This window comes from Mesorhizobium sangaii (genome assembly GCF_014207355.1).
Lineage (GTDB): Bacteria > Pseudomonadota > Alphaproteobacteria > Rhizobiales > Rhizobiaceae > Mesorhizobium > Mesorhizobium sangaii.
Window position 1 is genome coordinate 376,399 of the sequence record NZ_JACHEF010000003.1, and the last position, 26,460, is coordinate 402,858.

General features: G+C 61.0%; 26 protein-coding genes and 1 pseudogene. 10 read left to right on the forward strand and 17 right to left on the reverse strand.

The window, feature by feature from the left end; all coding sequences use genetic code 11:
* Positions 1-19 precede the first annotated feature (19 nt).
* Both HNQ71_RS16875 and HNQ71_RS16880 read right to left on the reverse strand, forming a co-directional pair.
* A complete protein-coding gene (locus tag HNQ71_RS16875; protein WP_184873676.1) occupies positions 20-451 on the reverse strand; it encodes a cupin domain-containing protein in 432 nt (143 codons plus the stop codon).
* 78 nt (positions 452-529) lie between these two features.
* Positions 530-1,285, reverse strand: coding sequence for a PA3715 family protein (locus tag HNQ71_RS16880; protein WP_246461607.1), 756 nt, complete (start codon positions 1,283-1,285; stop codon positions 530-532).
* A gap of 356 nt (positions 1,286-1,641) precedes the next feature.
* On the opposite strand from HNQ71_RS16880, the gene HNQ71_RS16885 reads away from it, so the two are divergent.
* Entirely contained in the window at positions 1,642-2,019 is a 378-nt protein-coding gene (locus HNQ71_RS16885) for a hypothetical protein (protein ID WP_184873677.1), read from the forward strand.
* A gap of 109 nt (positions 2,020-2,128) precedes the next feature.
* On the opposite strand, the gene HNQ71_RS16890 is transcribed toward HNQ71_RS16885, so the two are convergent.
* The 6 genes from HNQ71_RS16890 to HNQ71_RS16915 form a co-directional block, all read right to left on the reverse strand.
* The gene (locus tag HNQ71_RS16890) at positions 2,129-2,878 is read right to left on the reverse strand and encodes a ribonuclease activity regulator RraA (protein WP_184873678.1); all 750 of its coding nucleotides are present in this window, start codon (positions 2,876-2,878) and stop codon (positions 2,129-2,131) included.
* 21 nt (positions 2,879-2,899) lie between these two features.
* Complete coding sequence (locus HNQ71_RS16895) at positions 2,900-4,063, reverse strand: mandelate racemase/muconate lactonizing enzyme family protein (protein ID WP_184873679.1); 1,164 nt, start codon at positions 4,061-4,063, stop codon at positions 2,900-2,902.
* Between the two features lie 33 nt (positions 4,064-4,096).
* Positions 4,097-5,194 carry an ABC transporter ATP-binding protein gene (locus HNQ71_RS16900; protein ID WP_184873680.1) on the reverse strand — a complete coding sequence of 366 codons (1,098 nt, stop codon included), beginning with the start codon at positions 5,192-5,194 and terminating at the stop codon, positions 4,097-4,099.
* A 10-nt stretch (positions 5,195-5,204) separates the two neighbouring features.
* The gene (locus HNQ71_RS16905; RefSeq protein ID WP_184873681.1) at positions 5,205-6,095 is read right to left on the reverse strand and encodes a carbohydrate ABC transporter permease; all 891 of its coding nucleotides are present in this window, start codon (positions 6,093-6,095) and stop codon (positions 5,205-5,207) included.
* Complete coding sequence (locus tag HNQ71_RS16910) at positions 6,092-7,051, reverse strand: ABC transporter permease subunit (RefSeq protein ID WP_184873682.1); 960 nt, start codon at positions 7,049-7,051, stop codon at positions 6,092-6,094. Before HNQ71_RS16910 ends, HNQ71_RS16905 begins: the two co-directional genes overlap by 4 nt.
* A gap of 79 nt (positions 7,052-7,130) precedes the next feature.
* Positions 7,131-8,609 (reverse strand): ABC transporter substrate-binding protein, encoded by a 1,479-nt coding sequence (locus HNQ71_RS16915; RefSeq protein WP_184873683.1) that lies wholly within the window; start codon positions 8,607-8,609, stop codon positions 7,131-7,133.
* A gap of 215 nt (positions 8,610-8,824) precedes the next feature.
* Between HNQ71_RS16915 and HNQ71_RS16920 the strand changes: the two genes are divergently transcribed.
* The 4 genes from HNQ71_RS16920 (at position 8,825) to HNQ71_RS16935 (ending at position 13,413) form a co-directional block, all read left to right on the forward strand.
* On the forward strand, positions 8,825-9,535 hold the full coding sequence (locus tag HNQ71_RS16920; RefSeq protein WP_184873684.1) for a GntR family transcriptional regulator: 711 nt from the start codon (positions 8,825-8,827) through the stop codon (positions 9,533-9,535).
* Positions 9,536-9,589: 54 nt separating this feature from the next.
* Positions 9,590-10,756 (forward strand): mandelate racemase/muconate lactonizing enzyme family protein, encoded by a 1,167-nt coding sequence (locus HNQ71_RS16925; protein WP_184873685.1) that lies wholly within the window; start codon positions 9,590-9,592, stop codon positions 10,754-10,756.
* A 63-nt stretch (positions 10,757-10,819) separates the two neighbouring features.
* Positions 10,820-12,178, forward strand: coding sequence for a mandelate racemase/muconate lactonizing enzyme family protein (locus tag HNQ71_RS16930; RefSeq protein WP_184873686.1), 1,359 nt, complete (start codon positions 10,820-10,822; stop codon positions 12,176-12,178).
* A 38-nt stretch (positions 12,179-12,216) separates the two neighbouring features.
* The gene (locus HNQ71_RS16935) at positions 12,217-13,413 is read left to right on the forward strand and encodes a mandelate racemase/muconate lactonizing enzyme family protein (RefSeq protein WP_184873687.1); all 1,197 of its coding nucleotides are present in this window, start codon (positions 12,217-12,219) and stop codon (positions 13,411-13,413) included.
* 314 nt (positions 13,414-13,727) lie between these two features.
* Here HNQ71_RS16935 and HNQ71_RS16940 read toward each other — a convergent pair whose 3' ends face one another.
* The 3 genes from HNQ71_RS16940 to HNQ71_RS16950 all read right to left on the reverse strand — a co-directional run bounded on the left by HNQ71_RS16940 (position 13,728) and on the right by HNQ71_RS16950 (position 15,758).
* Entirely contained in the window at positions 13,728-14,117 is a 390-nt protein-coding gene (locus HNQ71_RS16940) for a VOC family protein (RefSeq protein ID WP_184873688.1), read from the reverse strand.
* Positions 14,114-14,434, reverse strand: a complete 321-nt coding sequence (locus HNQ71_RS16945) for a hypothetical protein (protein ID WP_184873689.1) — start codon at positions 14,432-14,434, stop codon at positions 14,114-14,116. The genes HNQ71_RS16940 and HNQ71_RS16945 overlap by 4 nt, the downstream gene beginning before the upstream one ends.
* A 187-nt stretch (positions 14,435-14,621) precedes the next feature.
* Positions 14,622-15,758 (reverse strand): mandelate racemase/muconate lactonizing enzyme family protein, encoded by a 1,137-nt coding sequence (locus HNQ71_RS16950; protein ID WP_184873690.1) that lies wholly within the window; start codon positions 15,756-15,758, stop codon positions 14,622-14,624.
* A gap of 67 nt (positions 15,759-15,825) precedes the next feature.
* Between HNQ71_RS16950 and HNQ71_RS16955 the strand changes: the two genes are divergently transcribed.
* Complete coding sequence (locus HNQ71_RS16955; RefSeq protein ID WP_343068177.1) at positions 15,826-16,527, forward strand: GntR family transcriptional regulator; 702 nt, start codon at positions 15,826-15,828, stop codon at positions 16,525-16,527.
* 18 nt (positions 16,528-16,545) lie between these two features.
* On the opposite strand, the gene HNQ71_RS16960 is transcribed toward HNQ71_RS16955, so the two are convergent.
* Entirely contained in the window at positions 16,546-17,421 is an 876-nt protein-coding gene (locus HNQ71_RS16960; protein ID WP_343068178.1) for an AraC family transcriptional regulator, read from the reverse strand.
* A gap of 51 nt (positions 17,422-17,472) precedes the next feature.
* Here HNQ71_RS16960 and HNQ71_RS16965 point away from each other — a divergent pair, with 51 nt between their 5' ends.
* On the forward strand, positions 17,473-18,363 hold the full coding sequence (locus tag HNQ71_RS16965; protein ID WP_184873692.1) for an NAD-dependent epimerase/dehydratase family protein: 891 nt from the start codon (positions 17,473-17,475) through the stop codon (positions 18,361-18,363).
* 18 nt (positions 18,364-18,381) lie between these two features.
* Here the strand turns inward: HNQ71_RS16965 and HNQ71_RS16970 are convergent, their stop codons facing one another.
* From HNQ71_RS16970 to HNQ71_RS16980, 3 genes are read right to left on the reverse strand one after another with little or no spacing between them, the layout of a single operon-like run.
* Positions 18,382-19,197 carry an alpha/beta hydrolase gene (locus tag HNQ71_RS16970; protein WP_184873693.1) on the reverse strand — a complete coding sequence of 272 codons (816 nt, stop codon included), beginning with the start codon at positions 19,195-19,197 and terminating at the stop codon, positions 18,382-18,384.
* A gap of 9 nt (positions 19,198-19,206) precedes the next feature.
* Entirely contained in the window at positions 19,207-20,694 is a 1,488-nt protein-coding gene (locus HNQ71_RS16975; RefSeq protein ID WP_184873694.1) for an NAD-dependent succinate-semialdehyde dehydrogenase, read from the reverse strand.
* Positions 20,691-21,938: an iron-containing alcohol dehydrogenase gene (locus HNQ71_RS16980; RefSeq protein WP_184873695.1), complete on the reverse strand. Its 1,248-nt coding sequence runs from the start codon at positions 21,936-21,938 to the stop codon at positions 20,691-20,693. The genes HNQ71_RS16975 and HNQ71_RS16980 overlap by 4 nt, the downstream gene beginning before the upstream one ends.
* A 264-nt stretch (positions 21,939-22,202) precedes the next feature.
* On the opposite strand from HNQ71_RS16980, the gene HNQ71_RS16985 reads away from it, so the two are divergent.
* From HNQ71_RS16985 to HNQ71_RS16995, 3 genes and pseudogenes are all read left to right on the forward strand, one after another.
* Positions 22,203-22,901, forward strand: coding sequence for a GntR family transcriptional regulator (locus HNQ71_RS16985; RefSeq protein ID WP_184873696.1), 699 nt, complete (start codon positions 22,203-22,205; stop codon positions 22,899-22,901).
* A 146-nt stretch (positions 22,902-23,047) separates the two neighbouring features.
* Positions 23,048-23,512: pseudogene (locus tag HNQ71_RS16990) on the forward strand (substrate-binding domain-containing protein); the annotation flags it as partial.
* A 71-nt stretch (positions 23,513-23,583) separates the two neighbouring features.
* Positions 23,584-24,177, forward strand: a complete 594-nt coding sequence (locus tag HNQ71_RS16995; protein ID WP_095087573.1) for a DJ-1/PfpI family protein — start codon at positions 23,584-23,586, stop codon at positions 24,175-24,177.
* A 63-nt stretch (positions 24,178-24,240) separates the two neighbouring features.
* On the opposite strand, the gene HNQ71_RS17000 is transcribed toward HNQ71_RS16995, so the two are convergent.
* On the reverse strand, positions 24,241-25,137 hold the full coding sequence (locus tag HNQ71_RS17000; protein WP_184873697.1) for an NAD-dependent epimerase/dehydratase family protein: 897 nt from the start codon (positions 25,135-25,137) through the stop codon (positions 24,241-24,243).
* A 90-nt stretch (positions 25,138-25,227) separates the two neighbouring features.
* Entirely contained in the window at positions 25,228-26,385 is a 1,158-nt protein-coding gene (locus tag HNQ71_RS17005) for a mandelate racemase/muconate lactonizing enzyme family protein (protein WP_184873698.1), read from the reverse strand.
* Positions 26,386-26,460: the final 75 nt, after the last annotated feature.

The following is a 26,460-nucleotide window of genomic DNA, read 5'->3' on the forward strand; positions in this document are numbered from 1 at the left end:
GAGATGTCGGCCTTGGCCGCTACTGGCGCAACTCCGTGTTCTTGGCGCCTTCCTCGACCTGGTCGATCACCAGCAGCCTGACCGGACCGTCGCCGATATTGGTGGCTTGGTGCCATTGGCCGATCATCTCGATGATGAAATCTCCGGTCTTGTAGGTGTTGCTGTTGCCGGTCTCGACATTGGTGACCTTCAGCGTCCCGGCCTGGACATAGGCGTAGCGCGGGAAGGGGTGCCTGTGGACCGGCAAGGTCGCACTCGGCGCGATGTCATAGGTCGACACCAGAACCTGCACGTTCTTCTGCGGCAGCGTGATCGGCTGGCCGGAAGCGGTCGTCGTGCGCGATGCCAGCGGCGTCACGACGACGGGCGTGCCACTGCTGTCCAGCGCGAGGGCGGGGTGTGCAAATGACGCGACCGCCAGCAGCAATGCCGATGCCAAGATTTTCCGCATGAATCCTCCCGAAGCAACACATCTATCGCGCGACGGCCCGCCGCGTGCAAGCACGCCTTGTCGACGCGAGCGGCGTTCTCACGGCTCCATTGCCTTGAGCGCCGCCGGAACCGGATAGAGGCTGCCGTCGTAGCGCAGCCGGTAGGTCCGCTTCACAGACTTGCCGGGATGAGACTGGCACTCGCCATCCTTGTCGGGCAAGGGTTCGTCGGTACCCGTCTGCTCGACCGCTGTGATGTCGTGATAGCCGTGGTGGCTCGCCGCGCCCATCGTCAGGCTGACCTGGCTGGAATGAAAGGATCCGGCGCAACTGGCGTCGCCTTCGCCGCCATGGCCGACCACGGCAAGGCCGCCAAGCACCAAGCGCAGGGTATCGCCGGCGACGGCATAGAGCCGCAGGCCGGTTTCGTTGAATGGATTGGCCTGCGAATGGGTTGCCAGTTCGATGCGCAGGCCAAAGGCGGAGACATCGGGTGCTAGCCGATAGCGACCGGTATCGAATTCGACTTTGCGGATGGCGATGGCGTCATCGGTCATCAGGCCGGGCTGCAGCAGGCGCTGGCGTACGCCCAGGCTGTTCCTGTCGACAACCAGAAGCTCGATATCGCCAACATGCCCGTCATCGCTGGAAACGGCGCTGTCGATCAGCGGCACCGCGACCAGCAGCAGGTCATCATGCGCAGGCCAGATCTTGCAGGCCAGGCCAATTGGGGTTTCGTAGTCCGTAAGCGTCAGGGGGATGCTGATATGGGGTTCGAGGGTCAGCGAGGCGCCGTCGACGCTCCTCTTGGCCTTGGGTAGGCCTGCTGCACCAGGGCGACAACATCGCCGCAATCGCCGGCGGCGGCCCAGGCGGGCGACAGACTGGCTGCGGCGAGGCCGAGGAAAAGGGTGCGCAACACTATTCGCATGGGATTCTCACGTTGCAGGGCCGAGTTAGCTTGGCGATCCGCGTGTACCACAGCTGTTGCGTTTGGACGGGCTGGATTTTGCAACGTTACCTTCATCAACAAGATCAGTCTCCGCCCCCCTGCGGGTCGATGGACCGAATCGTCTTATATTAGCCAGCAACGATATATTAACAGCTCTGATGCACCTTTCCTCCATGGGGATGGGGAACACCCTCCTCATCGACGTTCCAACGCGCGCCCTTGGAGCCGCGGGACGCTCGACCAATGCGGAGCAAACGCATGAGTGTCGGAACAGCTCTCGAACAATTGCTGCGATTGATTCATCGCAGGGCGATGAAATTGGCCGCGTTGCCGGAGGATGAAAGGGATCTACACTACGATCTCATTCGCCGCTCATGTTGCGAAGCTGCCGAGAACGTTGGGCAAAGTCCCGACAAGGCAGCCATCACGGCAAACGATATGGTCGAATTTGTTCGCGCACTGGTCGGAATCATTGAAGTGGGTTGTGAATCAGACCAAGAGCGAAGCGCCGACCGCCCGCTGCCAGCACGCCATTTTGGTAGCCAGGAGACTGTCACCACGCCTAGCGCCGCCGCTTCATTGGTGTCGCCAATTTGGCGCGACATTCGGCGGACTTCCGGGGTTGGATCGCGCTAATCCCAGCTGGCAGATCGAAGCCAGACGCCTGACGGCGAAATTCGACTCTCGGTTGTTGCGCCAGCGCTACCGCCAGAAGGTCAACTGCCCACCGCAGGCAATCCATGCGCTAACTGGGGTTCTGCAAGCGGTTGGTTTTGCGCCACGCCTCGTACTCCCCGCGGGCATCGTCATGCAGCGGATAATAGCGTTGCAACGACCCGCCCTCCATGAGCTTCGCTCGCGAGAACTCCTCCCAATCGTGATGCTTCTGTGATTCATCGATCACTTTAGCGGCCATTGCGACGGGAAGCACCACCACCCCGTCGTCGTCGGCGACGATGATGTCGCCGGGGATCACCGTGACACCGCCACAGGCAATCGGAACGTTGACGGCATTGGGATAGATGCTGGTCTGTACATGATAATTTGGCGTCCAGCCGCGCAGCCATAGCGGCAGATCGAGCTTTTCGACATTGGGCCGGTCGCGCATGCATCCATCGATGACGATGCCCGCGCCGCCTCTGCCCTTGAAATACGTCGACATCATATCGCCGAAGACGCCCGAGCTCATGTCGCCGCGCGCGTCGACCACCACTACGTCGCCCTCCTGCGCGTGATAGAGCACGTGCCGGTGCAATTGCGTCTCCGGATCGGCATATTCTCCCTCGTTGAAGAGGTCCGGCCGCTGCGGCAGGAACTGCAGCGTCAGCGCCGGCCCGACGATCGACTTCCCGTGGTTTTGCGGCACGGGACCAACCATGTGCGGATTGCGGAAGCCCATATGGCCAAGCGTGCCGGCAACCGTGGCGGCGCCGATTTCCCTTAGCGCGTCGATCAGGTCTTTAGGCGGTCGCGTAATGTCGGGGGTATGCGTCATTTTAGACTCCGGTGGATGGAACTACCAGTTCGTAACAGAACCGTCGCGGCGCTTAAGGTGAGGCGCTTCCCAAAAACGAAAGCTCTCCGCCTGGACTGCCTCTTCGTTGACCTCGACGCCAAGCCCCGGCAGATCGCTGACCGGATAATCGGGGCCGTCGAGCTGTGGCTGCACAGGGAAGAAGTCGGAATTGTTGAAGCCCAGCTTTCTTTCGGGCGCCCGGGTCTCGAGCCACGCGAAGTTGGGTACAGCGGCAGCGAGATGCACGGTTGCGGCTGTGCACACTGGGCCAAGGGGATTGTGCGGCATCAGGTCCACATAGTGCGCCTCGCTCCAGCCAGCGACTTTCATCGCCTCGGTGAACCCGCCGACATTGCAGATATCGAGCCGGTTGAACTGATGGATGCCGCGCTCGATGTAGGGAAGGAATTGCCACTTGCTGGCAAATTCCTCGCCGATGGCAAAGGGGATGTCGGTCATCGTCCGCAGGGATTCGTAGGCCTCCGGTGTCTCGTCGCGTATCGGCTCCTCAAGGAAATCAAGCACGCCACGGCCGAGCTTGTTGCAGAAGCTCGCCGCCTCTGCCACCGACAGCCGATGGTGATAGTCGATGCCGAGGACGACGTCGTCGCCCAGCGTTTCGCGCGCCTTGTTCAACATGCTCGCGGTAACGCCGATCGACTCGCGGGGCTCGAAGATGTCCCTGCTGCTTTGCCCGACGGGGAAGAAGCGGATCGCCTGCCACCCCTGTTCGCGCAGTTCGCGGGCTCGTTCGATGGCAACATCGCCCTCGGCCTCGTCTCCGGTCGAGGCGAAGGTGGGGATGCGGTCGCGCTGCTTGCCGCCGAGCAGTTGGTAGACCGGCACTCCCAGCGCCTTGCCCTTGATGTCGTGAAGGGCGATGTCGATGGCGGAAATCGCCGCCTGCAGAACGCGCCCGCCTTCGAAGTACTGGCTGCGATAGACTTCCTGCCAGATCCGCCCGATCTGCATGGGATCGCGGCCGATGAGAAACTCACGATAGTGCTCGACCGCGCCGGCCACGGCCCTCTCGCGGCCGCTCAAGCCACTCTCGCCCCAGCCGAAAATGCCATGGTCGGTCTCGACCTTGACGAGCATCTGGTTGCGCGTTCCCACCCACGCCGGATAGGGCTTGATCGCGGTGATCTTAAGCTTCGTTGTCATCCACGCCCATGTTCCACAGGCATCCGCCCGGTCTCAATCGGCCTTCAGGGCCATTTCAGTTTCGCCGTCGAACAGATGCATGCGCTCCTGGTCGAACTCGAGCCAGATCTGCTCGTCGGGCGCGACGGTAATGGTCGGCGGCACGCTGACATTGACGATGGCGCCGGACAGGAACGCCTGAACGAAGGTGACGTCTCCGGTCGGTTCCACCGTGTAGGCCTTTGCCGGGATGCTGCCAGGTACCGCGCTCTTGTGGAGCTTGATCGTCGAGTGACGCGCGCCGAGCACGACTTTCTTGGTCGTTGCCCCCGCGACTTTCCGGGCGTTGCGCGGCGAGAGCTTGAGGGTCCAGCCCTCCGCGCTGGTCAGCACGGTGTTGCCGTTCGCTGTCGATGCCTGCAGCGGAATAAGGCTCATCGCCGGGCTGCCGATGAAGCTTGCGACGAACATGTTCATCGGATGGGCAAAGACCTGCGCCGGTGAATCGTATTGCTGCAGGAAGCCCCCATTCATCACCGCCATCTTGTCGGCCATGGTCACGGCTTCGAGCTGGTCGTGCGTCACATAGATGATCGTCGCCTTGAGGTCCTGGTGGAAACGCTTGATCTCCGACCGCATCTGCACGCGCAGCTTGGCATCGAGGTTGGAGAGCGGCTCGTCCATGAGGAACACGGCCGGGTCGCGGACGAGGGCACGGCCCAGGGCTACACGCTGCTGCTGCCCACCGGAAAGTTCGCGCGGCTTGCGCTCGAGCAGGTGCGTCATGTCGAGCACTCGCGCCGCGTCCTTGACCTTCTTGTCGATCTCGTCCCTGGGCAGTTTTCGCATCTGCAGCGGGAACGCCAGGTTCTTATAGACCGATTTCTGCGGATAGAGCGCGTAGTTCTGGAACACCATCGCGATGTCCCGGTCCTTGGGGTCGAGGTCGTTGACCACCCGGTCGCCGATGACGATGTCGCCCGACGTGATCGGGATCAGCCCGGCGACGAGATTGAGCGTGGTTGTCTTGCCGCAGCCTGAAGGACCGACGAGCGCAACGAACTCGCCGTCATTGACCGTCAGCGAAACATTGTTGACAGCTTTGAAGCCGCCATAGGTCTTGACGAGATCTTTGAGGACCACGTGGGCCATCGGCAACTCCCTAGTGTTTGACCGCGCCTTCTGTAAGGGCGCGTACGAAGTATCGTTGCAGGACGAGGAACAGCACGACGACGGGCACGCTCATCATAAAGCTGGCCGCCATCAGGCCCGGAAAGTCCGTCGTGTTTTCCGAGAAGAAGCGCTGGATGCCGACCGGCAGGGTCAACTGCTCGTTCTTGGAGAGGAAGGTGTAGGCGTAGATGTACTCGTTCCACGCGCCGATGAAGGAATAGATCGCTGTGGCGATGATTCCCGGCGTCGAAAGCGGCATCACGATCAGGATGAAGGCCTGGAACCGCGTTGCCCCGTCGATCCGCGCCGCCTGCTCGAGCTGCACCGGGATGTTGTCGTAGAAGCCCTTGAGCAGCCAGATCGCCAGTGGCAGGCCGAAAGTGAGATAGGTGAGGATCAGCGAGCCATGCGTGTTCACCAGCCCGAGCATGCGCATCAGTATGAACAGCGGCACGAGAAAGATCACCGCCGGGAACATGTTGCGCAGCAGCACGGCGAAGAACAGGAAGTTCCGGCCGGGAAAACGGAAACGCGAAAACGCGTAGGCCGCCGGGACAGCCACGATCACCGAAAGGATCGTCGTGGCGGTCGACACGAAAAGGCTGTTCCAGAAGAAGCGGAGGAAGTCCTGGCCGACGCTGTTCTGCGGATCGAGCAGCTTCTGGTAGCTGGCGAGGGTGGGCTCATCTGGCCACCATTGCGGCGGGAATTGCATCGCCGCAAAGCCGGACTTGATCGAAGTGAGCAGCATCCAGATCATCGGCAGCGCGGTGTAAAACAGCATGAATACAAGGAAGATGCGCCCGCCCCACCGCCATCCGTCGACGCGCATGCGGCGACGGGTCTGACGCCGAGGGGCTGTCTCGGCAATCGTGCTCATGCGCGCCCCTCTTTGCGTTCGTTGCCGCTTAGCGCACGGACATAGAAGTAGCCCAGCGTCATCAGGATGAGGAACAGGAGCACCGAATAGGCCGATGCCACGCCCCAGAGCTGTCGTCCGAAGGCGAGCTCATAAATGTGCGTGATCCAGATATGCGATGCGTTGGACGGCCCGCCGCCGGTCATGATCCAGGGGATGATGAAGGAATTGAAGTTGGCCACTGCGAGCAGCAGGATGGTCACCGTCGAGACGCTGCTCAGATGCGGGAAGGTTACGTGCCAGAAGCGCTGCCACGCACTGGCGCCGTCGACTTTTGCGGCGCTCAGCAGCTGTTCGGGGACTGTCTGCAGGCCGGCCATCATCATGATCATGGCAAACGGAAACTCACGCCAGATGTTGACGACGATCAGGGAGGGCAGCACCGTGCTGACGTTGTCGATGAAATTCGGCGGCCGGTCGGCCCAACCGAGACCGACCAGCACCGCACCGATGACCCCGAAATCCGAATGGTAGATCCACTTCCAGATGTAGGAGGCGGCGACGGCGCTGATAACCCAGGGAATGATCAGGATAGCGCGCAGGACGCCACGGCCGATAAAGTCGCGGTGGAGCGCCAGCGCGGAGCCAAACCCCAGGACGAAGGAGATGAAGGTCGATGCCAGTGTCCAGATCATCGTGTTCCAGGTGACTTTCCAGAACACCGGACTGGTGAGGATGTTCGTGTAGTTGTCGAAGCCGACGTAGATCTTGTCGCGCAGCTGCAGGCCAGGCGGCGTCTTAAAAAACGACAGCTCGATTGTGTAATAGATCGGATAGGCGATGACGATGAGCATTACGGCGATCGCCGGGAGCACGTACGCGTAGTCGGCGCGATGTTCCCACATCTTCCACAGCACGCCGGACCAACCGGATTGCAATCTTCGGCGAGCCTCGGCCTTACCGGTCACGATCGTCACTGTGGCGCGCCCTTATTTTCTTTGGAACGAACCGGCTGCACCGTTGGTGCGGCCGGTCGGATCGTAAGTCAGGTTCAAACTAGAGTTTGCCCTCTACCAGGCTCTTCACCTTTTCGGCCGCGTCGTCCGCTGCCTGGTCGACGGTCATCGCTCCGGTCAGGGCGTTCTGCAGCATGTCCGGGACGATGATGTTCATGATCTCGGGTGACTGCGGCAGTGCTGGAAACGGGATGCCGTATGGCAGCATCGACGTCGTGACATCAAGGAACTTGATGCTGTCCAGGCGTTCCTTCATCCATTTGGTCTTGAAGCCGTTGAGGTTGCCGGGGTTCGATCCGGCGTATGCCATCTTCAGCGACCATTCAGGGCTCGTCCACATGCAGATGATGGCCTTTGCAGCCGGCTCGTCCACCTTGCCGCCCTCGACATATTCGGGCTTCAGGATGTGAATATTCGAGCCGCCGAACACAACGGCGCGCTTGCCGTCTGGGCCAGTCGGAATCAGCCCGTAGCGCATGTTGTCGATGACGGTCTGCGCCTTGTCCTTGTCGGTCCCCGTCGCTTTTTTCTGCAGGTCTAGCATGACGTTGTAATCGGACGGGTGCGAGACCATCATGCCCAGTTGGCCGGCTAGGAACAGCGGCTGGTTATCGGCCTGCTGGTTGGTGAGCGCCGAAACCGGGACCGACTTGTCGCGAACATACATATTGTACGAGGCTTGCAGCGCCGCCTTGCTCTGCGGACTATTGAGTTCGACCTCCTTATAGGTCGGGTTTGCAGTGGCTTCGTCGAAGACGCCGCCGCCATAGGCCCACAGTTGCGGCATGAAGCGGTATGGCGTGTTGCCGGCATTCTTGCGAGCCACGAGGCCGTAGCCGGAAATGCCGAGCTTGTCGTGGATTTGCTTGGAATACTTGACCACGTCATCCCAGGTCGCCGGAGCCTTGTCCGGATCGAGGCCCGCACGCTTGAAGATGTCGGCGTTCCAGATGAACGCCATCGTCTCGTTGTTGGTCGGAATGCCGTAGGTTACCCCGTCCCAGGTCACCGCCTTCATGGCGCCGGGCCAGAAATCCTCGGTCGAATAGCCCACATCCTCGGGCTTGAGCGGCTGCAGATACCCCTTTGCGGCGAACTCGGTACCACCCAGAATTTGCAGGCGGACCGCCATCGGCGCGGCATTGCCCAGGAGCGCCGTGCGGAACTTGTCGAGAAGGTCGTTGTAGGTGAGGGCTTGTTCCTCGAGCTGGATGTTCGGATAGGTCTTGCGGAAGGTCTCGAAGAATTCCTTGTAGTACTGGCGCAGCAGGTCGGGATCGCCCTCGAACACGCCCTGATACCAGAAAGTCAGTCGCCCCTTGTAGTCGAGCGGGGTGACTTTGCCGCAATCGGCGGCCGTATCAAAATCCTGTGTGCCCGCGATGGAACGCACATATTCCGGCGACCACTTGCTCAAATCGACCGGCGGCGCACCCAGCGCCGATGCGGACAGCGATACCACTAAAGCAGTGGAGACGGTGCCGCGCAGGACGGCACCACCGAGTGTAATCCTCGTCATAGGTATCCTCCAGGTTCTCTCCCATGCCGCTCTGCGTCGAGGCAAGCGGTCTTTTGCTCGTTCGATCGCGGAACGTTGTCCTGTTCTGTGTATCCCTTCGAGCATTTTGTACGTTTTCAGATCGCGGATTGTCTGTCAACGCGATAAATCGTACATTGTTTATAGAAACCGTGCGTGATATCGATTAATGTGTGTATTGAATTGGGGAGCCGGCCTTGGCCGAAACTAGCGATTTTAAAGCAGAGCCACCCGCGGGGATTGACTCCATCGGAGCCTCCAGCGAGGGCGCCTCGCTTTATGAGCTGATCAGGGAAGACATCATTGAGGGGCGGCTCGCCGCCAACGAGCGGCTTGTGGTGACCGATCTCGCCCGGCGTCACGGCACCTCGACCAACCCCGTGCGCGAGGCTCTGCAGCTGTTGCGCGGGGAGGGCTTCGTCACCTTCGTCGCCAACCGCGGGGCGCGAGTCCGGCCCATAGATCAGGATTTTGTCCGGGATATCTACGAGATCGGAGTCCTGATCGAGCCAGCCCTGACGCGATGGTTTGTGAATATGGCGACCGTCGAAGACATTGCCGAACTCGAACGTATCCAAGGCCTGATTGAAGAGAACAACTTTGCCGACACGTACAGGCACAGTGAACTGGATACCGCCTTTCACACCGTGATGTACCAGCGGCATTACAACCGCCATGCCGCCGAGCTCTGGTGGAAGCATCGCGAAGTGCTGCGAGCCGTGAGCCGGCGTTTCAATTTCACGCTCGCACGGCGGGCCGCAATCCTTCGCGAGCACCGCGAACTCATCGCACTCGTGAAGGCGGGAGAGGCAGACAAGGCCGCCGACCTCATTTCCCGCCATGTCGAGGGTTCCGGCCGGCATGTTCTCGAACAGATGCGTGCGCGCAACGCCGCTCGGGCCGGATAGAATTTCCAGTCTGGAACATCGTTAGCCTGACAATCAGATAAGGGTAGTTGATAAATGAAAATCACGAGCGTTCGGCCGTGGCTGATCAAGTCCGATGCCTCATATTGGGGAGAGTACCTGTTCGTCGAAGTGACGACCGATGAGGGGGTGAGCGGCTGGGGAGAGATCACAACCACCACCAGGCTCGCCAACCGCGCTCTCTGTACGATCCTTCGGCAGATCGGCATCGCCGTGACGGGCGAGGATCCGGCGCGGATCGAGCACCTCTGGCACAAGATTTTCCGCAGCTTCACCTACATGGGCAGCCGTGGCGCCGCCGTCGAATGCGTCAGTGCCATCGACATCGCCCTCTGGGATATCCGCGGCAAAGTCCTTGGCAAGCCGATTTACGAACTGCTGGGCGGACCGGTACGTGACGAAATCGCGCTCTACACCCATCCCAACCAGGCCAAATTTACCAGCAAGGAGGCCGTGGTCCGCGAAATTCGAGACATCGTCGAATCCGGGCACACCGGGCTCAAGTTCGACCCTTTCCCCCACCAGGGTCGCACCGCCGATGGCCTGTCCCGCGAACAGCGGGATGGCTACCTCGACGGCAGCATGACCCGCAAGGATGAGCGCGAAGCGGCCGAACTCACGGCGCTGATCCGCGAAACGGCGGGCCCCGACGTCGACATCCTGATCGACGCGCATGGCCGCTTCGACGTTCCCACCGCCATTCGCCTGTGCCGGAGCCTAGAGGAAGCCGGCCAGATCGACTGGTTTGAGGAGCCTTGCCCGCCAGAGAGCCTCAACGCCCTCAAGCAGGTGCGTGAGAAGGTCAGTGCCGCTATCTCGTGGGGCGAGCGCGGCCATACGAAGTGGGATTTCGTGCCGGTGCTCGAGAACAAGCTCGCCGACTACATCATGCCGGACGTCACCTGGACCGGCGGCATTACCGAACTGAAGAAGATTTCCGCCCTGTGCGAAGCCTACTACATCCCGGTCTCGCCGCATGACGCCGCCGGGCCGATCAACGTGGTTGCGGGAGCGCAGGTGATGATGACGGTGCCTAACTTCTACAAGCTCGAAACGTCGGAGTGGAACCTGGGCAAATACGATCACCTCATCGACAGACCGCTCGACGTTTCGAACGGCAACCTCAAGCTGACGTCGAAGCCTGGTCTCGGCGTTGAGATGAACCGCGACTACCTGCAGGCCAACGAAATAGAGCTGGGCTAGCAACGCGCTCCATGCCGCCCAGGCTGCTTTCGACAAACCCCGCCGACCAGAATGAGGATAGTCATGCCAAAGACAGGTGGAGCCGACGGGGCGCTCGATCGGGTGAACACGAATTCCAAGCCGAGTGACCTGCGCATCACCGACCTGCGCGTCGCCGAAATCGTCGGCGCGCCGTTCACCTCGGCGCTTATCAAGATCTACACCAACCAGGGCATTGTCGGCCTGGGCGAGGTGCGCGACGGCGCCAGCGCGACCTACGCGCTGATGCTGAAAAGTAGGTTGCTTGGCGAGAACCCTTGCGACATCGATCGACTGTTCCGCCGCATCAAGCAGTTTGGCGGTCATGGGCGGCAGGGTGGTGGTGTCTCGGCGATCGAGATCGCCCTCTGGGACCTCGCCGGCAAGGCCTATGGCGTGCCGATCTACCAGATGCTCGGAGGACGGTTCCGCGACAAGGTGCGTGTCTATTGCGACACCGACGCGGAGAGGCCCAGTGGCACCGAGACCGGAAAGCGGCTCAAGGCGCGGATGGACCTCGGTTTCACCTTCCTCAAGATGGACCTCGGGCTGGCACAGATCTCTCACATCCCAGGCGCGGTGGTGGCGCCGGCCGGTGTGCTCGAAGGTTTCCGCACGCATGCCGGTCGCGGGCGAGCAGGCACGCCCGACGAGCGCCGGGCGCGCAATGCCGCCTACGACGCGCAGAACGTGCCGCATCCCTTTACCGGCCTCCACTTCACCGAAAAGGGCATCGACCTGCTCGATCAGTATATCCACGAGGTCCGCGAGGTGATCGGCTATGAGATCCCGCTCGCCATCGACCATGTCGGCCACGTCTCGCTGCAGGACGGCATCCGTCTCGCCCGGCGGATCGAGAAATATGCACCCGCCTGGCTCGAGGACGTGATCCCCTGGCAGTACACCGAGCAGTATCGGCGTTTGCAGGAGGCAACGTCGGTGCCGATCTGCACGGGTGAGGACATCTACCTCAAGGAAGGCTTCGAGCCGCTGCTCAACTCAGGCATTTCGGTCATCCATCCGGACTTGCTTACCACCGGCGGCATCCTCGAGACCAAGAAGATCGGCGACGCGGCGCAGGACCACGGCGTTGCCATGGCCATTCACATGGCGGAAAGCCCGATTGCGGCAATGGCCGCCGCGCATGTCGCGGTGGCCACGGAAAACTTCATGGCGCTCGAATATCACAGCGTGGAAGTGGACTGGTGGGACGACATCGTCACGGGCTTGCCCAAGCCGCTGGTCAAGGACGGGTTCATCACAGTGCCGGACAAGCCGGGCCTGGGCATCGACGACGTGGTTGATGAAGTCATCAGCCAACACCTGCAGGACGGGGTCAAAGGTATCTGGCAGCCGACCGATCACTGGGACGACGAATATTCCTGGGACCGGACCTGGAGCTGACCGCCTTGGCTTTTGAGGCAGTGTAGGAAAGGGAAAGCATGAAGATCACCGACCTCCGGTGCGCTGTCATCGGCAAACATCCCATCGTCCGCATCGTCACCGACGAAGGTCTTTATGGCCTTGGCGAGGTTGAGTACACCAAACCTTATCTCAAGCCCTGGGTGCTGCATTTCCGCGACGCACTGATCGGCGAGGACCCGACGGACGTCGAGCGCTGCATGCTGAAGATCCGCCAGCGCGGCTCGTTCAAGCCCTATGGCGCCGCCGTCTCCGCCATCGAACATGCCCTGTGGGATATCGCCGGCAAGGCGGTAGGCGTTCCGGTTTACAAATTGCTCGGCGGCAAGGTCCGCGACAAGGTGCGGGTTTATAACGGCTCCATCCGCAAAAAAAGGACCGGCGACAGGCCCGAGGACTATGCGGCGGATGTCAAATGGATGATGGAGCAACCGCAAAACTTCTTCATGGTGAAGCAGGGGATCAGCTTCCACTCCAACATGAAGACGAGCGTACCCGACTTCCATTACGGTGTCCGGCAGCCGCCGACCTATCACGGCGCGATGGACCAGGGGCAGATCAGCGAGCGCGGCATGGCGCATATGATCGACTGCGTCATCGCCATGAAGGAAGTGCTCGGCGACAAGGTTTCGCTCGCGCTGGATTGCGGTCCCGGCTGGTTCTTGCCCGACGCCATCCGTTTCGCGCAGGCGGTGGAAAAATACAATCTCATGTGGCTCGAGGACATGCTGACGGGCGACTATGTGCCATGGGTCAATCCGCAGGCTTATCGCGAACTCACGACATCCACATCCACCCCCATCCACACGGGTGAGCAGATCTACCTGCGTCACAACTTCAAGGAACTGATCGAGACGCAGGCGGTGCGCATCATCGGTCCGGATCCCGCCGATATCGGCGGCATCGCCGAGCTCAAATGGGTGGCCGAGCATGCCTATATGCACTCGATCCTGATGGCGCCGCACGGCACGGCGAACGGTCTCCTCGGTCTCGGCGCGCTGATCAATGTTTGCGCCACCTTGCCCGCCAACTACATCGCCTTCGAATACCCGAGCGCGTCGGACCCTTGGTGGAACGACATCGTCATCGGCCTGCCTAAGCAGATTGTGAAGGATTCGATGATTGATCTGCTCGAAGCCCCCGGGCTTGGTCTCGACATCGACGCCAAGGCCGCCAAGAAGTATCTGCTCGAAGAGGACGCCGGGTTCTTCGACTGATCCACCTCTTTCGCCACCTCGACGTCGTGAGACGGGTGGCGCAGATCTGCCCGATTGAGCGAGACCGCGCCTTACGTGGCCGCCACGCCTTCCGAAGCCGCTGACATACTCGTCATAGTCCCATGATCAGGACATCAACCATCGCTGCGGCACGAGGCTTGCCATTTGTCTCGTCAGCACCGTTAATCAATGTGCCATCGAGCCGGGGAAAATCGTCCTGACGCCCTGTCCTTTTTGGGCCCAATAGTCAGCTGTGGACCCAGAGGAATCCACGCCGGTTTTTGTAACGTCCGCCGACCTCCTGTCGCCAGGATTTACTCGACGCGCAGCACTTGCCCTGTCGCATCGGTGACGAAGGTGCCCTTGGTTTGGTCAAGGATCACCAGGGCATTGCCAAACGGATCACGAACGACGGCGCAACGGCCGATCGAGATGTCGAATGGCTTCTTGATAATCGCACCGCCCGCGTCGACGAAGCGCTCCAGCGCGGCGTCGACACTGTCCACAAGCAGATCCACCTCGGGACCCAGATCGGTATGCAAGACAAGCTCCGCGTCCGTTCCTGGCATTCCCAGCCCAACTGCCTCTGGCGATCGCCAGAGAAGTGGATGCCCAAGGGCTTCGGAGTAGAATCCCAGAGCGGCATCCAGGTCCGCCACCTTGAGCATCACGCAATCGATCTTCTGAAACAGGGGTCCGCTCATGGCAGTTCCGGCGCGTAGGACGGGGTGGGCGCCGACAGCCAGCTTATGATGGGGGTAGCCAGACTTCGCGCCCCCTCTTCCTTCGTGGCGGCGCCGCGAACCATCTCAGCCGACAGCGCCTCAGCCGCGCCGATGATGCCGACGCAGCGACGGCGGACATCCTCCTGAGGAAGCGGTGACAGCGGCTCCAGCACCTCGACGTAGAACGCGACGTGCCCCTCGATCATCTCTCGTTGATAGGCATCCATTTGCGCATCGCTCTTAAGTGCGGCACCGATCGCATGCGATGCGGGACCGACAGAAGTGTAGCAATCCATGGAGGCCTCCGAGACGACGCGCCGCGGTGGTGCATCAATAAATGCGCGGCCGTGTGTGGTACATCAATATTATCCATTGGCAGCGACTGTCGTCTGTCTGAGATATTAATCATATAATCTGAAACATCACAACAGCGTTAACGTCATCTAGCCGACAGGTCAGGCTGTTTCGGAACAGGCGTTGCGGTTACAGCGCGGTTCGCGCGTCGACGGGCGGCCTGTCGAGTCGATCGTGCGGCAGCACTTCTGGCCGCGCCCATTGCCTGCGGGCCCCTTCGGAGAGGACAAGGCCATGGCCCGGGCGCTCTGGAGCCTGAATCCACCCATCGACGATCGCCATAGGCTCATCGACAAGGTGGTTCAGGTTTTGGAAGGAATATTCGAGCCACTCGACTTCGGGCAGGGCGCAGGCCATGTGCACCCCGATTTCAAGAAACGTATTGCCGAGGGTCACCGGGATGCCGAGTTCAGCCGCCAGCCAGCCGATGCGCATCACGTCGGTCACCTGTCCATGAACATTCATCATGTCGGTCGCCCCGGCCTGCATCAACAAGCGCTTGCCGGCGGCATCGAGATATTCGCCTGAATTGATCATGGTTTGGGGGGTTGCCGCCTTGAGCATCCGCAGGCCTTCGAAGTCATGGCGCAGAATCGGATCCTCAACCCATAGGAGTTCATAGCCAAGATTATGAATTTTATGCAGTTTTACCGATGCTTCCTTTGCGCCCCAGGCCTCGTTCGCATCGATCATGATCGATGCGCCCGGCCGCACCGTCTTTCTCAACAGCTCCAGCCTGGACAAGTCCCGGTCGAAATCGGAGTGCCCCACCTTGATCTTGAAGGCGCGGTACCCGAGGGCGTCGGCATGGGCAAAAAACGCTTGGAACTCGTCGTCGCCAAGGTGGAAATCGAGACCTGAGGCGTAGGCTCTGACGCGCTTGCGGCGGCTTCCCAGCAGGCTGTGCAACGGCAGGCCGGCCTGCTTGGCGCTGAGATCCCACAACGCAACCTGAAGGGCCTCTTCGAAAGGCAAGCCGAAGAGGCGCCGGTTGCCACCGCGCGGCCGCTGGACCCGGTGCACGAGCGCCAAAGGCGATTGTCCGACAAGACCGGGCCAGACCTCTTCCTCAAAAACGCGGACGATCTCCGCCTGGGCGGGTAAAGGGTGAAACAAGCTCTGCACAAAGCCCAGTCCGATTTGGCCATCCTCGCCAACGAGCTCGAGCGCGGCTACATGGACCGCATCGATGCGCACCTGACTGTCGCCTATGATACGGTCACGAGCGAATTGATAACGAGTGATGCGGTATTCTGCGATGCGCATATTAAAGTCTCTGATCTGATATGCCAGAATGTTGTTTAGATATTTCAGATTCAGAGAGGTGAAGCAAGTGGCTGAGCGCGAAAGGAAGCCCGACGGGAACGACGGAGTGGCAGCGGGCCAACGCCTTGGCGATCGTGCCTACACGCGAATTCTCGAAACGCTGTTTGAGCGAAAGATCCCCGCAGGGGCCTTTCTGTCGCAAGGCGATCTTGTCAAAATGCTCCAGATCCCGGTTGCGCCGCTGCGCGATGCACTCAAGCTGCTCGAGGCGGAGGGAATCGTCATCATCCACTCGCGGTCGGGCATCCAGTTCGTGAAGCCCGGGTTCGAATTGACCAGATCGACCTATCAGTTTCGCAGCATTCTGGAACGGGCGGCGACAGGTGTTTACGCGCAAACCGCCGAAGAAGCGGAGTTAGCGGAACTGGAACGACAACACCTCTCGACCATCGAAGAGATCGAGCGCACCGGGCTCACCGACCATGTCAGAGCCGACCTCGAGGAACTCGAGACCTTGCTGCATCACTCCATCATTGCCAGCCTGAACAATCCATTGATCGAGAGTTCCTACAAGCGGCTGCACAACTACGTTCGGCTGATCCGGCTGGACAGAAAAGTCACCGTGCCACTCGTGTTGCAATCCCTGCGCGAGCACATGCAGGTCATCCTGGCATGCAAGGCACGCGACCCGGAGGCAGCAGCGGCCGCGATGCAGGCGCATCTGGCATCGGCCCTGCAGCGGGGCCTGGGGCTTTACTACGGCTACTAGGCTCAGGACCCTGACGCGTCAGGCCACGGAGCGCGACCGCTTGATGCCGCGAGGCGTTTCGCCGATCTCGCGCCGCATCCAATGGGAAAGGTGGGATTGGTGAGCAAAGCCCGTTAGATGCGCCACCTCGCTGATGCTGAAGGCGCTCGCCAACAGCAACAAACGCGCTCTCTCAACCCGGCGACGAAGCACATAGCGATGAACTGTCAGTCCCGTCGCAGCTTTGAACCAGGTTCTCAGGTGTGAATTGCTGACCCCAGCGACCCTGCTCAATGTTTCCAAGGACAGCGGTGTTTGGATTTGAGCTTCGATGAAGTCGACTACACGCTTTAGTTGGATTTCGGACAAACGGCCCGGTCGCTCGGTCTCCTTTTCGTCAAGACCCAGCAAGCGAACCGCCAGCGCAACGCCGATGCTGTCCGCGAACAGCGATCCGCTCGGAGTGCCTGAGCGGAAATCGTTCTCGAGCGCCCGAGCGAGATGCTCGATCCGTTCGTCACGGAGAAGGTGACGCGTCTCAAGCCGTCGAAGGCTTCCCGAACCCAGTTCCGCTGCGACGTTCTCCATCAAAGCTGGCGAGAGGCTGAGTTCAATGGTGTTGAACCGCGTCTCGGCTTCAAATCCTCCTTCTTCTCCCGCGGGCACGAGATCGATATCGCCGGCGCGCCGTACGAAATACTTCCCAACCTGGCTGCAATAGGAACGCGTCGCCGCGCTTGCGTGGACGAAGACGCGGTGCCGATGGGCTTGAGGCGATTGGAAGCTGCCGGCCTCAACCTGCAATGCCGCGATGGTAACGGCGTTGGCCGCAGACGAAGCAGATTGTGGATGCATGGCGGGCTCAACGATTGGCGAAACATGCTGAACATTTGGCGAATGCCGTGCGATTTTCAATGCGTTGCCTCGCTAACGTTGACGCTATCGCAACGTTCGAAGGAATTTGACATGAGTACCTATGTTGTTGTGGGCGCCGGTCCGGTGGGGCTCGAAACCGCCCGCCTGCTTGGAGAAGACGGACATGACGTTGTTCTCACAAGCCGCGGTGTCGGCTCCATTGATCTGAAGCAGGTGCGCGCGGTCCAGGCGGATGCCACGGACGCCGGTGCGCTTGCGCGGATTAGCCGGGGCGCGGACGCCATTTTCATGTGCGCCATGGCCCCCTATGACCGTTGGCCAACCGATTTTTTCCCGATCATGGAAGGGGTCACGCGCGCAGCCGAGATGGTCAGCACAAAACTGATCGTTCTGGGAAATCTCTATGGATATGGCGCAAATGCCAAGGGCCAGCTTCGCCCCGATCTGCCGCTCGATCCCACCTCGCGCAAGGGCACCGTGCGAACCATCATGTGGCAGCGAGCCCTTGGCGCCGGTGTTCCCGCCATTGAGGTTCGTTCCAGCGATTACCTTGGATACGGCGCAGTCACCTACTTCTCGATCTTGGCATTGCCCTCTCTCTTGGAGGCGAAACCCGTTACCTTCCTGGGCAATCTTGATGCGGATCATGCCTGGACCTTCACGAAGGACGTGGCCAGAACACTTGTAGCTGCCTCATCCTATGCTGGAGAATGGGGCCGTGCATTTCACGTTCCGTCCCAGCATGCTTCGCCCAGGGAAATCATGCGGAGGACCTCGGCGATGCTGGGAAAAAAACTTCCCGAGGTCAGCACCTACTCGCATGCCCAGATGGACGCGTTGGGGATGCACGAACTCGTGGAAATGAGCTACCTCTTCGAAAGTCCGCTAATTGTCGATTCCTCCGATTCCGAGGCAATCCTCGGAGTGTCGGCTCAGACTATCGAAGTCATGATCGCCGACACGCTTCGCGAACATATCTAGTTGCATGGCGGCCCGGTTTCAGGCTGCCACGAGGCGGGCCAGCAGCGACGCGGCATCGGTGCCAGCCACGCCAAGGTCGCGGACGCTGCTCATGTGGTTGGCCGCTGCAAGGGTCGTGCGTGAGACATCCAGTCCTTGTCGCTCGAGGTGGTCCGTATAGATTGCGGCCTGGCTGTGGAAGGGGGGCGTTTCATCGGCTCCGACCGAGATTTCGACAGCCACCGATGGATCGCAGGTTTTGCTGATGGGCGAGAACAGGTGGACCTCTTCGTCTGTGATCGCAATTTCGCCGGCAAGGAATGAGGTCTGCAATGGTTTGAGGTCATAGAGGCCCCCAAGCAGCAGGGCGGCCTTGATGCCGGATGGCCGGCTATCGTCCTCAAAAAGCATCGTTGCCAGATGCGCTCCGGCCGAATGACCGCTAATGGTCAGCAGGCCGGGATCGCCCCCATAGTCCGCGATGTGTTCGGCTACCCACTGTCTGGCGCGGCGTATTTGGCCAACGATCACCGCCATCCTAACGGCGGGCATGAGGGCGTAATCGACGATGACCGCGATCGCACCTGCATTGGCGACGGTCTCGGCGACATAGGAATAGTCGCGTTTGGAGAACATCCTCCAGTAGCCACCGTGGATGAACATGTGCACCGGCAGGCGCTCGCGTTTGCCTTTCGGGAAGAACAGATCAACGGTTTCAGTTGCATCAGGTCCATAGGCTACGTCTGCGACCATGGGTATGTTCGCCCTGCTTTGTGTGCTGCGGCGAACAATCTCGGCGACGATGTCGTCGAACTCGGCCACGTGATCACGAATGCGGAACGGATCTTTTTGCATCGTATCTGCTCAGATGGTCACGGCGATGTACTTCGCCTCCATAAACTCGGCAACGCCGTGCTTCTGCCCACCTTCGCGGCCCAGTCCGCTCTGTTTGACCCCGCCAAAGGGCGCCGCAGGATCCGACATCAGGCCGCGGTTCAGGGCGATCATGCCCGACTCGATCTTCGATGCCACACGCATCCCCCTGGCCAGGTCGCGCGTGTAGATGTAGGCGGCGAGACCGTATTCGGTGTCGTTGGCCTTTGCGATCACTTCCGCCTCGCTGTCGAAGCTCAGAAGCGGCGCCACCGGACCGAATATCTCCTCCTGGGTCATGACGGCGTCAGGGGGCACGTCGCGAAGCACTGTCGGCGGGTAAAAGTAGCCTCTGCCTTCGAGAATCGTCCCTCCGCACAGAACCTTGGCGCCACGGGCAACTGCGTCCTGGACGAGCCGATCGATCTTGTCCACGGCCTTCCTGGTGATCATTGGGCCGCATTCGGTTTCCGAGTCTGTGCCAGGGCCTACTTGGAGGGCAGCCATGCGTTTGCGCAATCCATCGGCGAAGGCATCATGGATGCCGGCCTGGACGTAAAACCGGTTGGCGGCAGTGCAGGCTTCGCCGGCATTGCGCATCTTGGCAACCATCGCACCGTCGAGCGCTGCCTCCAGGTCGGCATCGTCGAACACAACGAACGGTGCGTTGCCGCCAAGTTCCATCGAACAGGAGATGACGTGTTTTGCGGCTTCGGCCAACAACACGCGGCCGATGCCGGTCGAGCCGGTGAATGACAGTTTTCGCACTCTTGGGTCGGCAAGCATGGCGGCCGTCACCGGCCCGGGGCTCGAGGTCGTCAGGACGTTGACGACGCCAGGCGGCACGCCGGCTTCCTCATAGAGGGCTGCAAGCGCGTAGGCCGTCAGCGGCGTCTCGCTGGCGGGCTTCAGGATCACCGTGCAGCCTGCCGCGAGCGCCGGCGCGATCTTGCGCGTCGCCATGGCCGCGGGGAAATTCCATGGCGTGATGAGCACGCAAATGCCGATGGGCTGATAGTCGACGACGATCCGGTTCGCGCCCGAGGGGGCGAGACCGAACTCGCCGCTGATGCGAACCGCCTCCTCGGCGTTCCAGCGAAAAAATTCCGCCGCGTAGGCGACTTCGCCGCGCGCATCGCGCAGCGCCTTGCCGTTTTCCAGCGAGGTCAGCGCCGCCAACGTCTCCGCCCGTTCGCTCATCAGTTCGAAGCAACGCCGCAGGATTTCCGAACGCCTGCGCGGCGGGGTTTCGCGCCAGCCGGCCGCTGCCTTTGCAGCCGCGTCGACGGCGAGGGCAGCATCGGCGAGCGTGGCGTCGGGAACCGCCGCGATCACCGCCTCGGTCGATGGGTCGATCACTTCGATCACACGGCCATCCGACGAGGGCTGCCAGCGGCCACCAATGTAGAGGCCGTGCGAAAACGTGGCGTAGTCGGACATGCCTTCATCCTCGTCGAATATGTCTGCGGAAATGTTCATTGGACCTGCTCCTGTCGCATCGTGGCTGCAGACATATCGCCGTCGTAAGCGGCTCTGATCAGCCGTCGCATGGCGGTGAGGTCGAAGGGGCGGGGATTGTTCTTGATCAGCCGGTCGATGCCGAGCGCCTGCTCGGCCGTCCAGTCGATCCTGTCCTCGGGAAGACCAAGTTCGGCCAATGTCGGCGTGATGCCGATGGCACCGAACAGCCGGCTCACCTCTCTGATGGTGGCATGCGCCAGCGCATCAGGTCCGCTGCTGTTCCGATCGGACAGGCCGAGTGCGGCGCCGACTTCAGCAATCTCCGGAGCAGCTGCCGCAAGATTGTATGTCATCACATAAGGCATCATGGTCGCGACGCCGAGCCCATGCGGCGTGTGGGTGAGCGCGCCGACGGGATACTGCACCGCATGAGCGGCAGCCGTTCCAGCCGTGCCGAAGGCGCAGCCTGCTGCCAGCGCTCCCATCATGACGTCGGCGCGCGCATCTTCGTCCGATCCGTCGCGATATGCCATTTCCAGACTGCGGCCCAGCAATCTGATGGCCAGAAGCGCGAAATGGTCGGTCAGGGCGCTCTTGCCGACGAAGACATGCTGTTGCGGCAAATTCGGATCGGTGCCGCGTTTGGCCGCTGTGAAAGCTTCGATTGCATGCGTCAGCGCGTCGGCACCGGCGATCGCCGTCAGGGAAGGTGGACATGTGGCCGTGAGATCCGGATCGCAAAGCGCCACGGTGGCGATGAGATGAGGACTCGAGATGCCGACTTTCAGCGTTCGCTCCGGATCGGATATCACGGCGACGGGGGTCACCTCCGAGCCGGTGCCAGCCGTTGTCGGCACAGCGATCAAGGGAAGGGTGGGGCCTGGTACCTTGAACTCGCCATAGTAGTCCTGAAGTCTGCCGCCGTGGCTGAGCAAAAGCGCGGCGCATTTTGCCATGTCGAGGCAGCTGCCGCCGCCGATCCCGATGACCATGTCCGGCTTGTAATCCATCGCCTCCGCAATGCAGGCGGCGACGCTATCGCGGGGCACATCGGGCAGCGTTCGGTCGTAGACCAGCGTCTCCACCGCGGCGGCGCGCAAGCCAGCAAGAATCTCCGCGAACTGCGTTGTCGTCGCGAAACGCTCATCGGTGCAGACGAACGCACGTCGTCCATACCTGGCGGCAACGGCAGGCAGCACATGGCGCTGGCCTTTGCCGAACAGGATCTCGCGCGGCAGGCGCACGGCTGCGAACAACGTCATGGACAGCATCCTTCGAAGAGAGGTTGAGAGCTAAGTGAATCGAGTTCGGCCCAGAGACCGGCCCCGATCTCGAAGCCGTCATTCAAAGCGCGAGCGCGCCTGCCGGACGCCCCGTCGCCGGGGACGATGCCTCGACGCGCGGGATATGCTCTCGCGGCGCATTGGGTTGGTTTCACGGATATCCCCGATAAAATCGTATAGGATATAGTATTGAATTGGCCGGAGCATCATGTTAGTGGGTGCTCCTGTCAAGAGGTAAAACCAATGCAGAAGCCCGACCTGACGGTTGACAATGAAGCCCGCTCGAGCGGCCGCATTCAGCGTGCCAACAGCCTGGCTGGCGACGTGTACGAGGCGATCTTCGGGCAATTGATGTCGCTGCGGATTGCTCCGGGATCGCGCATCACCGTCGATAATCTCGTCAAGGAATTCAACGTCTCGCATACGCCCATTCGCGAAGCGCTTGGCCGGCTGGAAGGCGAGGGGCTGGTGGTCAAGACCCACCTGATCGGCTTTCGGGCCGCACCGCAGATCACCCGCCGCCGCTTTGATGAGCTCTATGAGCTGCGTCTTCTGCTTGAGCCCGCCGCGGCGGCTAAAGCCACCGCAACGCTCGATGACGAGCGTCTGGCCGTGCTGCAGGAGGCGGCTGGTGTCATGGCCCGGCGTGTGGGGAAGGACGAACGCCTGCGCTATTCGAACTTCGCCCGCCAGGATGCGATCTTCCACGACAAGATCGTGGAGTTCGCTCAGAACGAGCTCATTCGCGAGACCCTGAATCACCAGCATACCCACTTCCACATCTTCCGCCTGATGTACCACTCGCGAGTGACGGAAGAGGCGCTCGACGAGCACGAGGCAATTCTCGCCGCCTTCGCCGCGGGTGACCCGGACGCCTCCGAAAAGGCGATGCGTGTGCACATCGAGAATTCGCGGGACCGTCTCCTGCCGGCGTTCGAGTAGCTGTTGCGATGTCCCTTGCCAAGCGATTTGAGACAGATACCGGCACCTTGCCGGCGCGGCCTGAACGGCAAGCTGAGACCCTGCTGCGCGCCGAAGGCCTTTCAAGGAAATACGGCCCGGTCACAGTACTGTCTGATGTGACGCTGGATATCGCTGTGCGCACCAACACAGCGAAGTTCATGATCGACAAGCTGGGCGACAAGGGTGACCTTGTCGTGCTTCGCGGAATTCCGACCGTCATCGACGACGATGAAGCCTTCAAGCTTATGCAGGACTACCTGGCCAAGTATCCGCATATCGACGCGGTCTGGGCCAATGATGACGACATGCTGCTCGGCGTGCTGGAGGCCGTGAAGCAGTCAGGCCGGACGGACATCAAGCTGGCGCTCGGCGGCAACGGCATGAAGGATATCGTCGAGAAGGTGATCGACGGCGATGCAATGACGCCGGTCGAGACGCCATACCCGCCGTCGATGATCAAGACGGCAATCTACATGACCGTCGCCAATCTGATTGGCCAGGCGCCGGTCCGCGGCACGGTCAAGCTCGACGCACCGCTGATCACCCAGGCCAACGCCAAGGAATACTACTTCCCCGACTCCCCGTTCTGATCCCGACTTCGATCCCTTAGGGGCATGACGCGGGGTGCGCCTTGCCCATCACACAACCGAGAGGAAGAGCCATGCCAGGCAAAAAAATCCTGATGCTGACAGGTGAGTTCACCGAGGAATATGAAATCTTCGTCTACCAGCAGGCTATGGAGGCCGTCGGCCACACTGTCCATGTCGTCTGCCCCGACAAAAACGCCGGCGACTTGATCAAGACCTCGCTGCACGACTTCGAAGGCGACCAGACCTACACAGAAAAACCCGGTCACAACGCACTGATCAACAAGACTTTCTCCGAGGCCGAGAAGCAGCTTGATCAGTATCATGCTGTGTACTGCGCCGGCGGGCGCGGACCGGAATATATCCGCACCGACAAGCGCGTGCAGGCGATGGTGCGCCACTTCCACGAGGCGAACAAACCGATATTTACGATCTGCCACGGTGTCCAGATCCTGGTCGCCGTGGACGGCGTCGTCCGTGGCAAGAAGGTTGGCGCGCTAGGGGCTTGCGAGCCGGAGGTGACGCTTGCTGGCGGCACTTACATCGATCTGTCTCCGACCGATGCCTATGTGGATGGGACGATGGTTTCGGCCAAAGGTTGGACGGCGCTGGCGGCCTTCATTCGCGAATGCCTGAAGGTGCTGGGAACGGAAATACGCCACACGTGAGCCTGGCCCGACGCATTCCTCAGGGGATGCGTCGGTTCCCTCGATGGGCCACGTCGTGCGCCGTCACGAACCCACTGGTCGCGTTCGCCAATCATGTTCCTGCCTGAACCCCAGGACTTCGCGCAGCTTTCGATTTGAGATTGGCCCCTCGAACACGTCCATGGAGCGCGTAATTGGCGTGCCGGGCGCATGCTTCTTGAGAAATTCTGCCGTTGGTGTGTCCGCGACGATGTTGTCGTTGACGGCGTTGAATACCTGGAATCCCAAACCGTCCTTCTCGATGCACAAATGCACGATCTGGCCCAGATCGCGCGCGTCCATATAGGTCCAGCCGTCGCGCCGCCGCTTTGAGGGGTCCGCCAGGAACTCCGGAAACCGGGCGTAGTCCTGTGGTTCGACAACGCCGCCGATCCTCAGAGCGTAGATATCGCTTCCCGTTCGGGAAGCGAAGGAGCGTGCGATCTTCTCGCCCAGGACTTTTGAAAGGCCATAGCTGTCGGTCGGATCGGTGTCGTAGTCCTCTTCCACCGGAAACGATGTGAAGTCGCGGTTGCCTTCGGCAAAGCACACGCCATAGACCGTTTCGCTGGAAGCTGTGACGATCTTGCGGATGCCGAGTTTGGTGGCGGCCTCGATCACATTGTAGGTCGACTGCACGTTGGCGGCGAACATGGCGTTGTCCGGTCGCAGGAATATCCGCGGGATCGCCGCGAAATGGACCACGGCATCGACCGGGCCGCGGCCCTTTCCACCGAAATATTCCTTGAACCCGAAATGCAGCGTCAGCGCATTGTAGGTCTCGCCGGCATCCGCAAGGTTGGTGAGGACAGTGTCCACGCCAGGCACATAGAGAGGCGTCAGGTCGAGGTTCAGAATCTGATGCCCACGTTCGAGCAGGTAGGGTATGACGTGGCGGCCGATCTTGCCGCTGCCACCAGTGAAAACGATCCGCTTGCCCATGGTTTCCTCCCAACGGACCTCATTTCGTCGAGCGGCAGAAACGTGGCCAAAACGCACTTCCGCCTTAGCCGCATGTTGTCCGGTCAGCGCCTATTCAAAGATGCCGTAGCCAGGCACGGCGTATTTGTGCACGCCGTCCATGTTGAGCTCGACACCGATGCCGGGCGTGTCGGGTATGACGATGTGGCCATCCTCGACGATCGACTTGGCGCCACCGGGCAGGCGCACATAGCTATCCCACGCTTCCCGCTCTTCGAGGGCATGCCACTCCAGCACAAGGAAGTTCGCAACGCTCGCGCACACATGGCATGTCGCCATCGTGCCCAGCGGTGTCGACACAAGATGCGGTGCGAATGGCACATAGTACATTTCAGCGAGGTTCGCGATCTTGCGGCTTTCGGCAAGGCCGCCGCATTTCGGCACGTCGGGCATGATGACGTCGGCGCCGTAATTCTGGAACAGCTCCCGGAAACCCCAGCGCAGGTAGAGATTTTCGCCGACGCAGATTGGCGTCTTGGTTCGCATGCGAATCTGTTTCAGGGCCTCGACGTTCTCAGCCGGAATAGGCTCTTCCAGCCACAGAAGGTTGAACCGCTCCATCTCCGACGCTATGCGGCTGGCGCTGAGTACGTCATAGCGCGCGTGCAGGTCGATGCAGAGATCGACGTCAGGACCGATCGCGTCGCGCACCGCCGCGACGCGCTCGACCATGGAGCGGAGCTCCGCGCCGTTGATGGTGTGGTTCACCGCATCGAACTTTGCCGGATGGCGCATGTTGTCGATGTCGAATTTCACCGCCGTGAAGCCCTCGGCCACCATGCGGCGGGCGCGCGTCGCGCATCCCTGCGACGATCCCGCTTCGTCATCGCCGTCGCCGCAATCGGCATAAAGCCTTATCCGGTCGCGGAACTTGCCGCCGAACATGCGATAGAGCGGCTGCCCCGCCGCCTTCGCCGCCACGTCCCACAGCGCCATTTCAAGCCCGGTTAGCGCGATGAGAAAGACGCCGGCCTGCGCACCGGAAAAGACATGGTCGCGACGGATCTTGTCCCAGCAATATTCGACGTTGCGGGGATCCTGGCCAATGAGTTCCGACTTCAATTCCGAAATAAGTCCGACGATCGCGGCCGCGCCCGCGTCGGGATTTGCCTCGCCATAGCCGGAGATACCGGCGTCGGTATCGATACGGATCAGGGTCGCCTTGCCGTGATAGGCGACGACCGCCGTCTTGATGTCCACGATCTTCATCGAAGCTCCTCCCGAGGTGGCTCACCCATACCTGTGCACTCACCTTGCGGGTAGGCCTCAACTTGTCCGATGAGC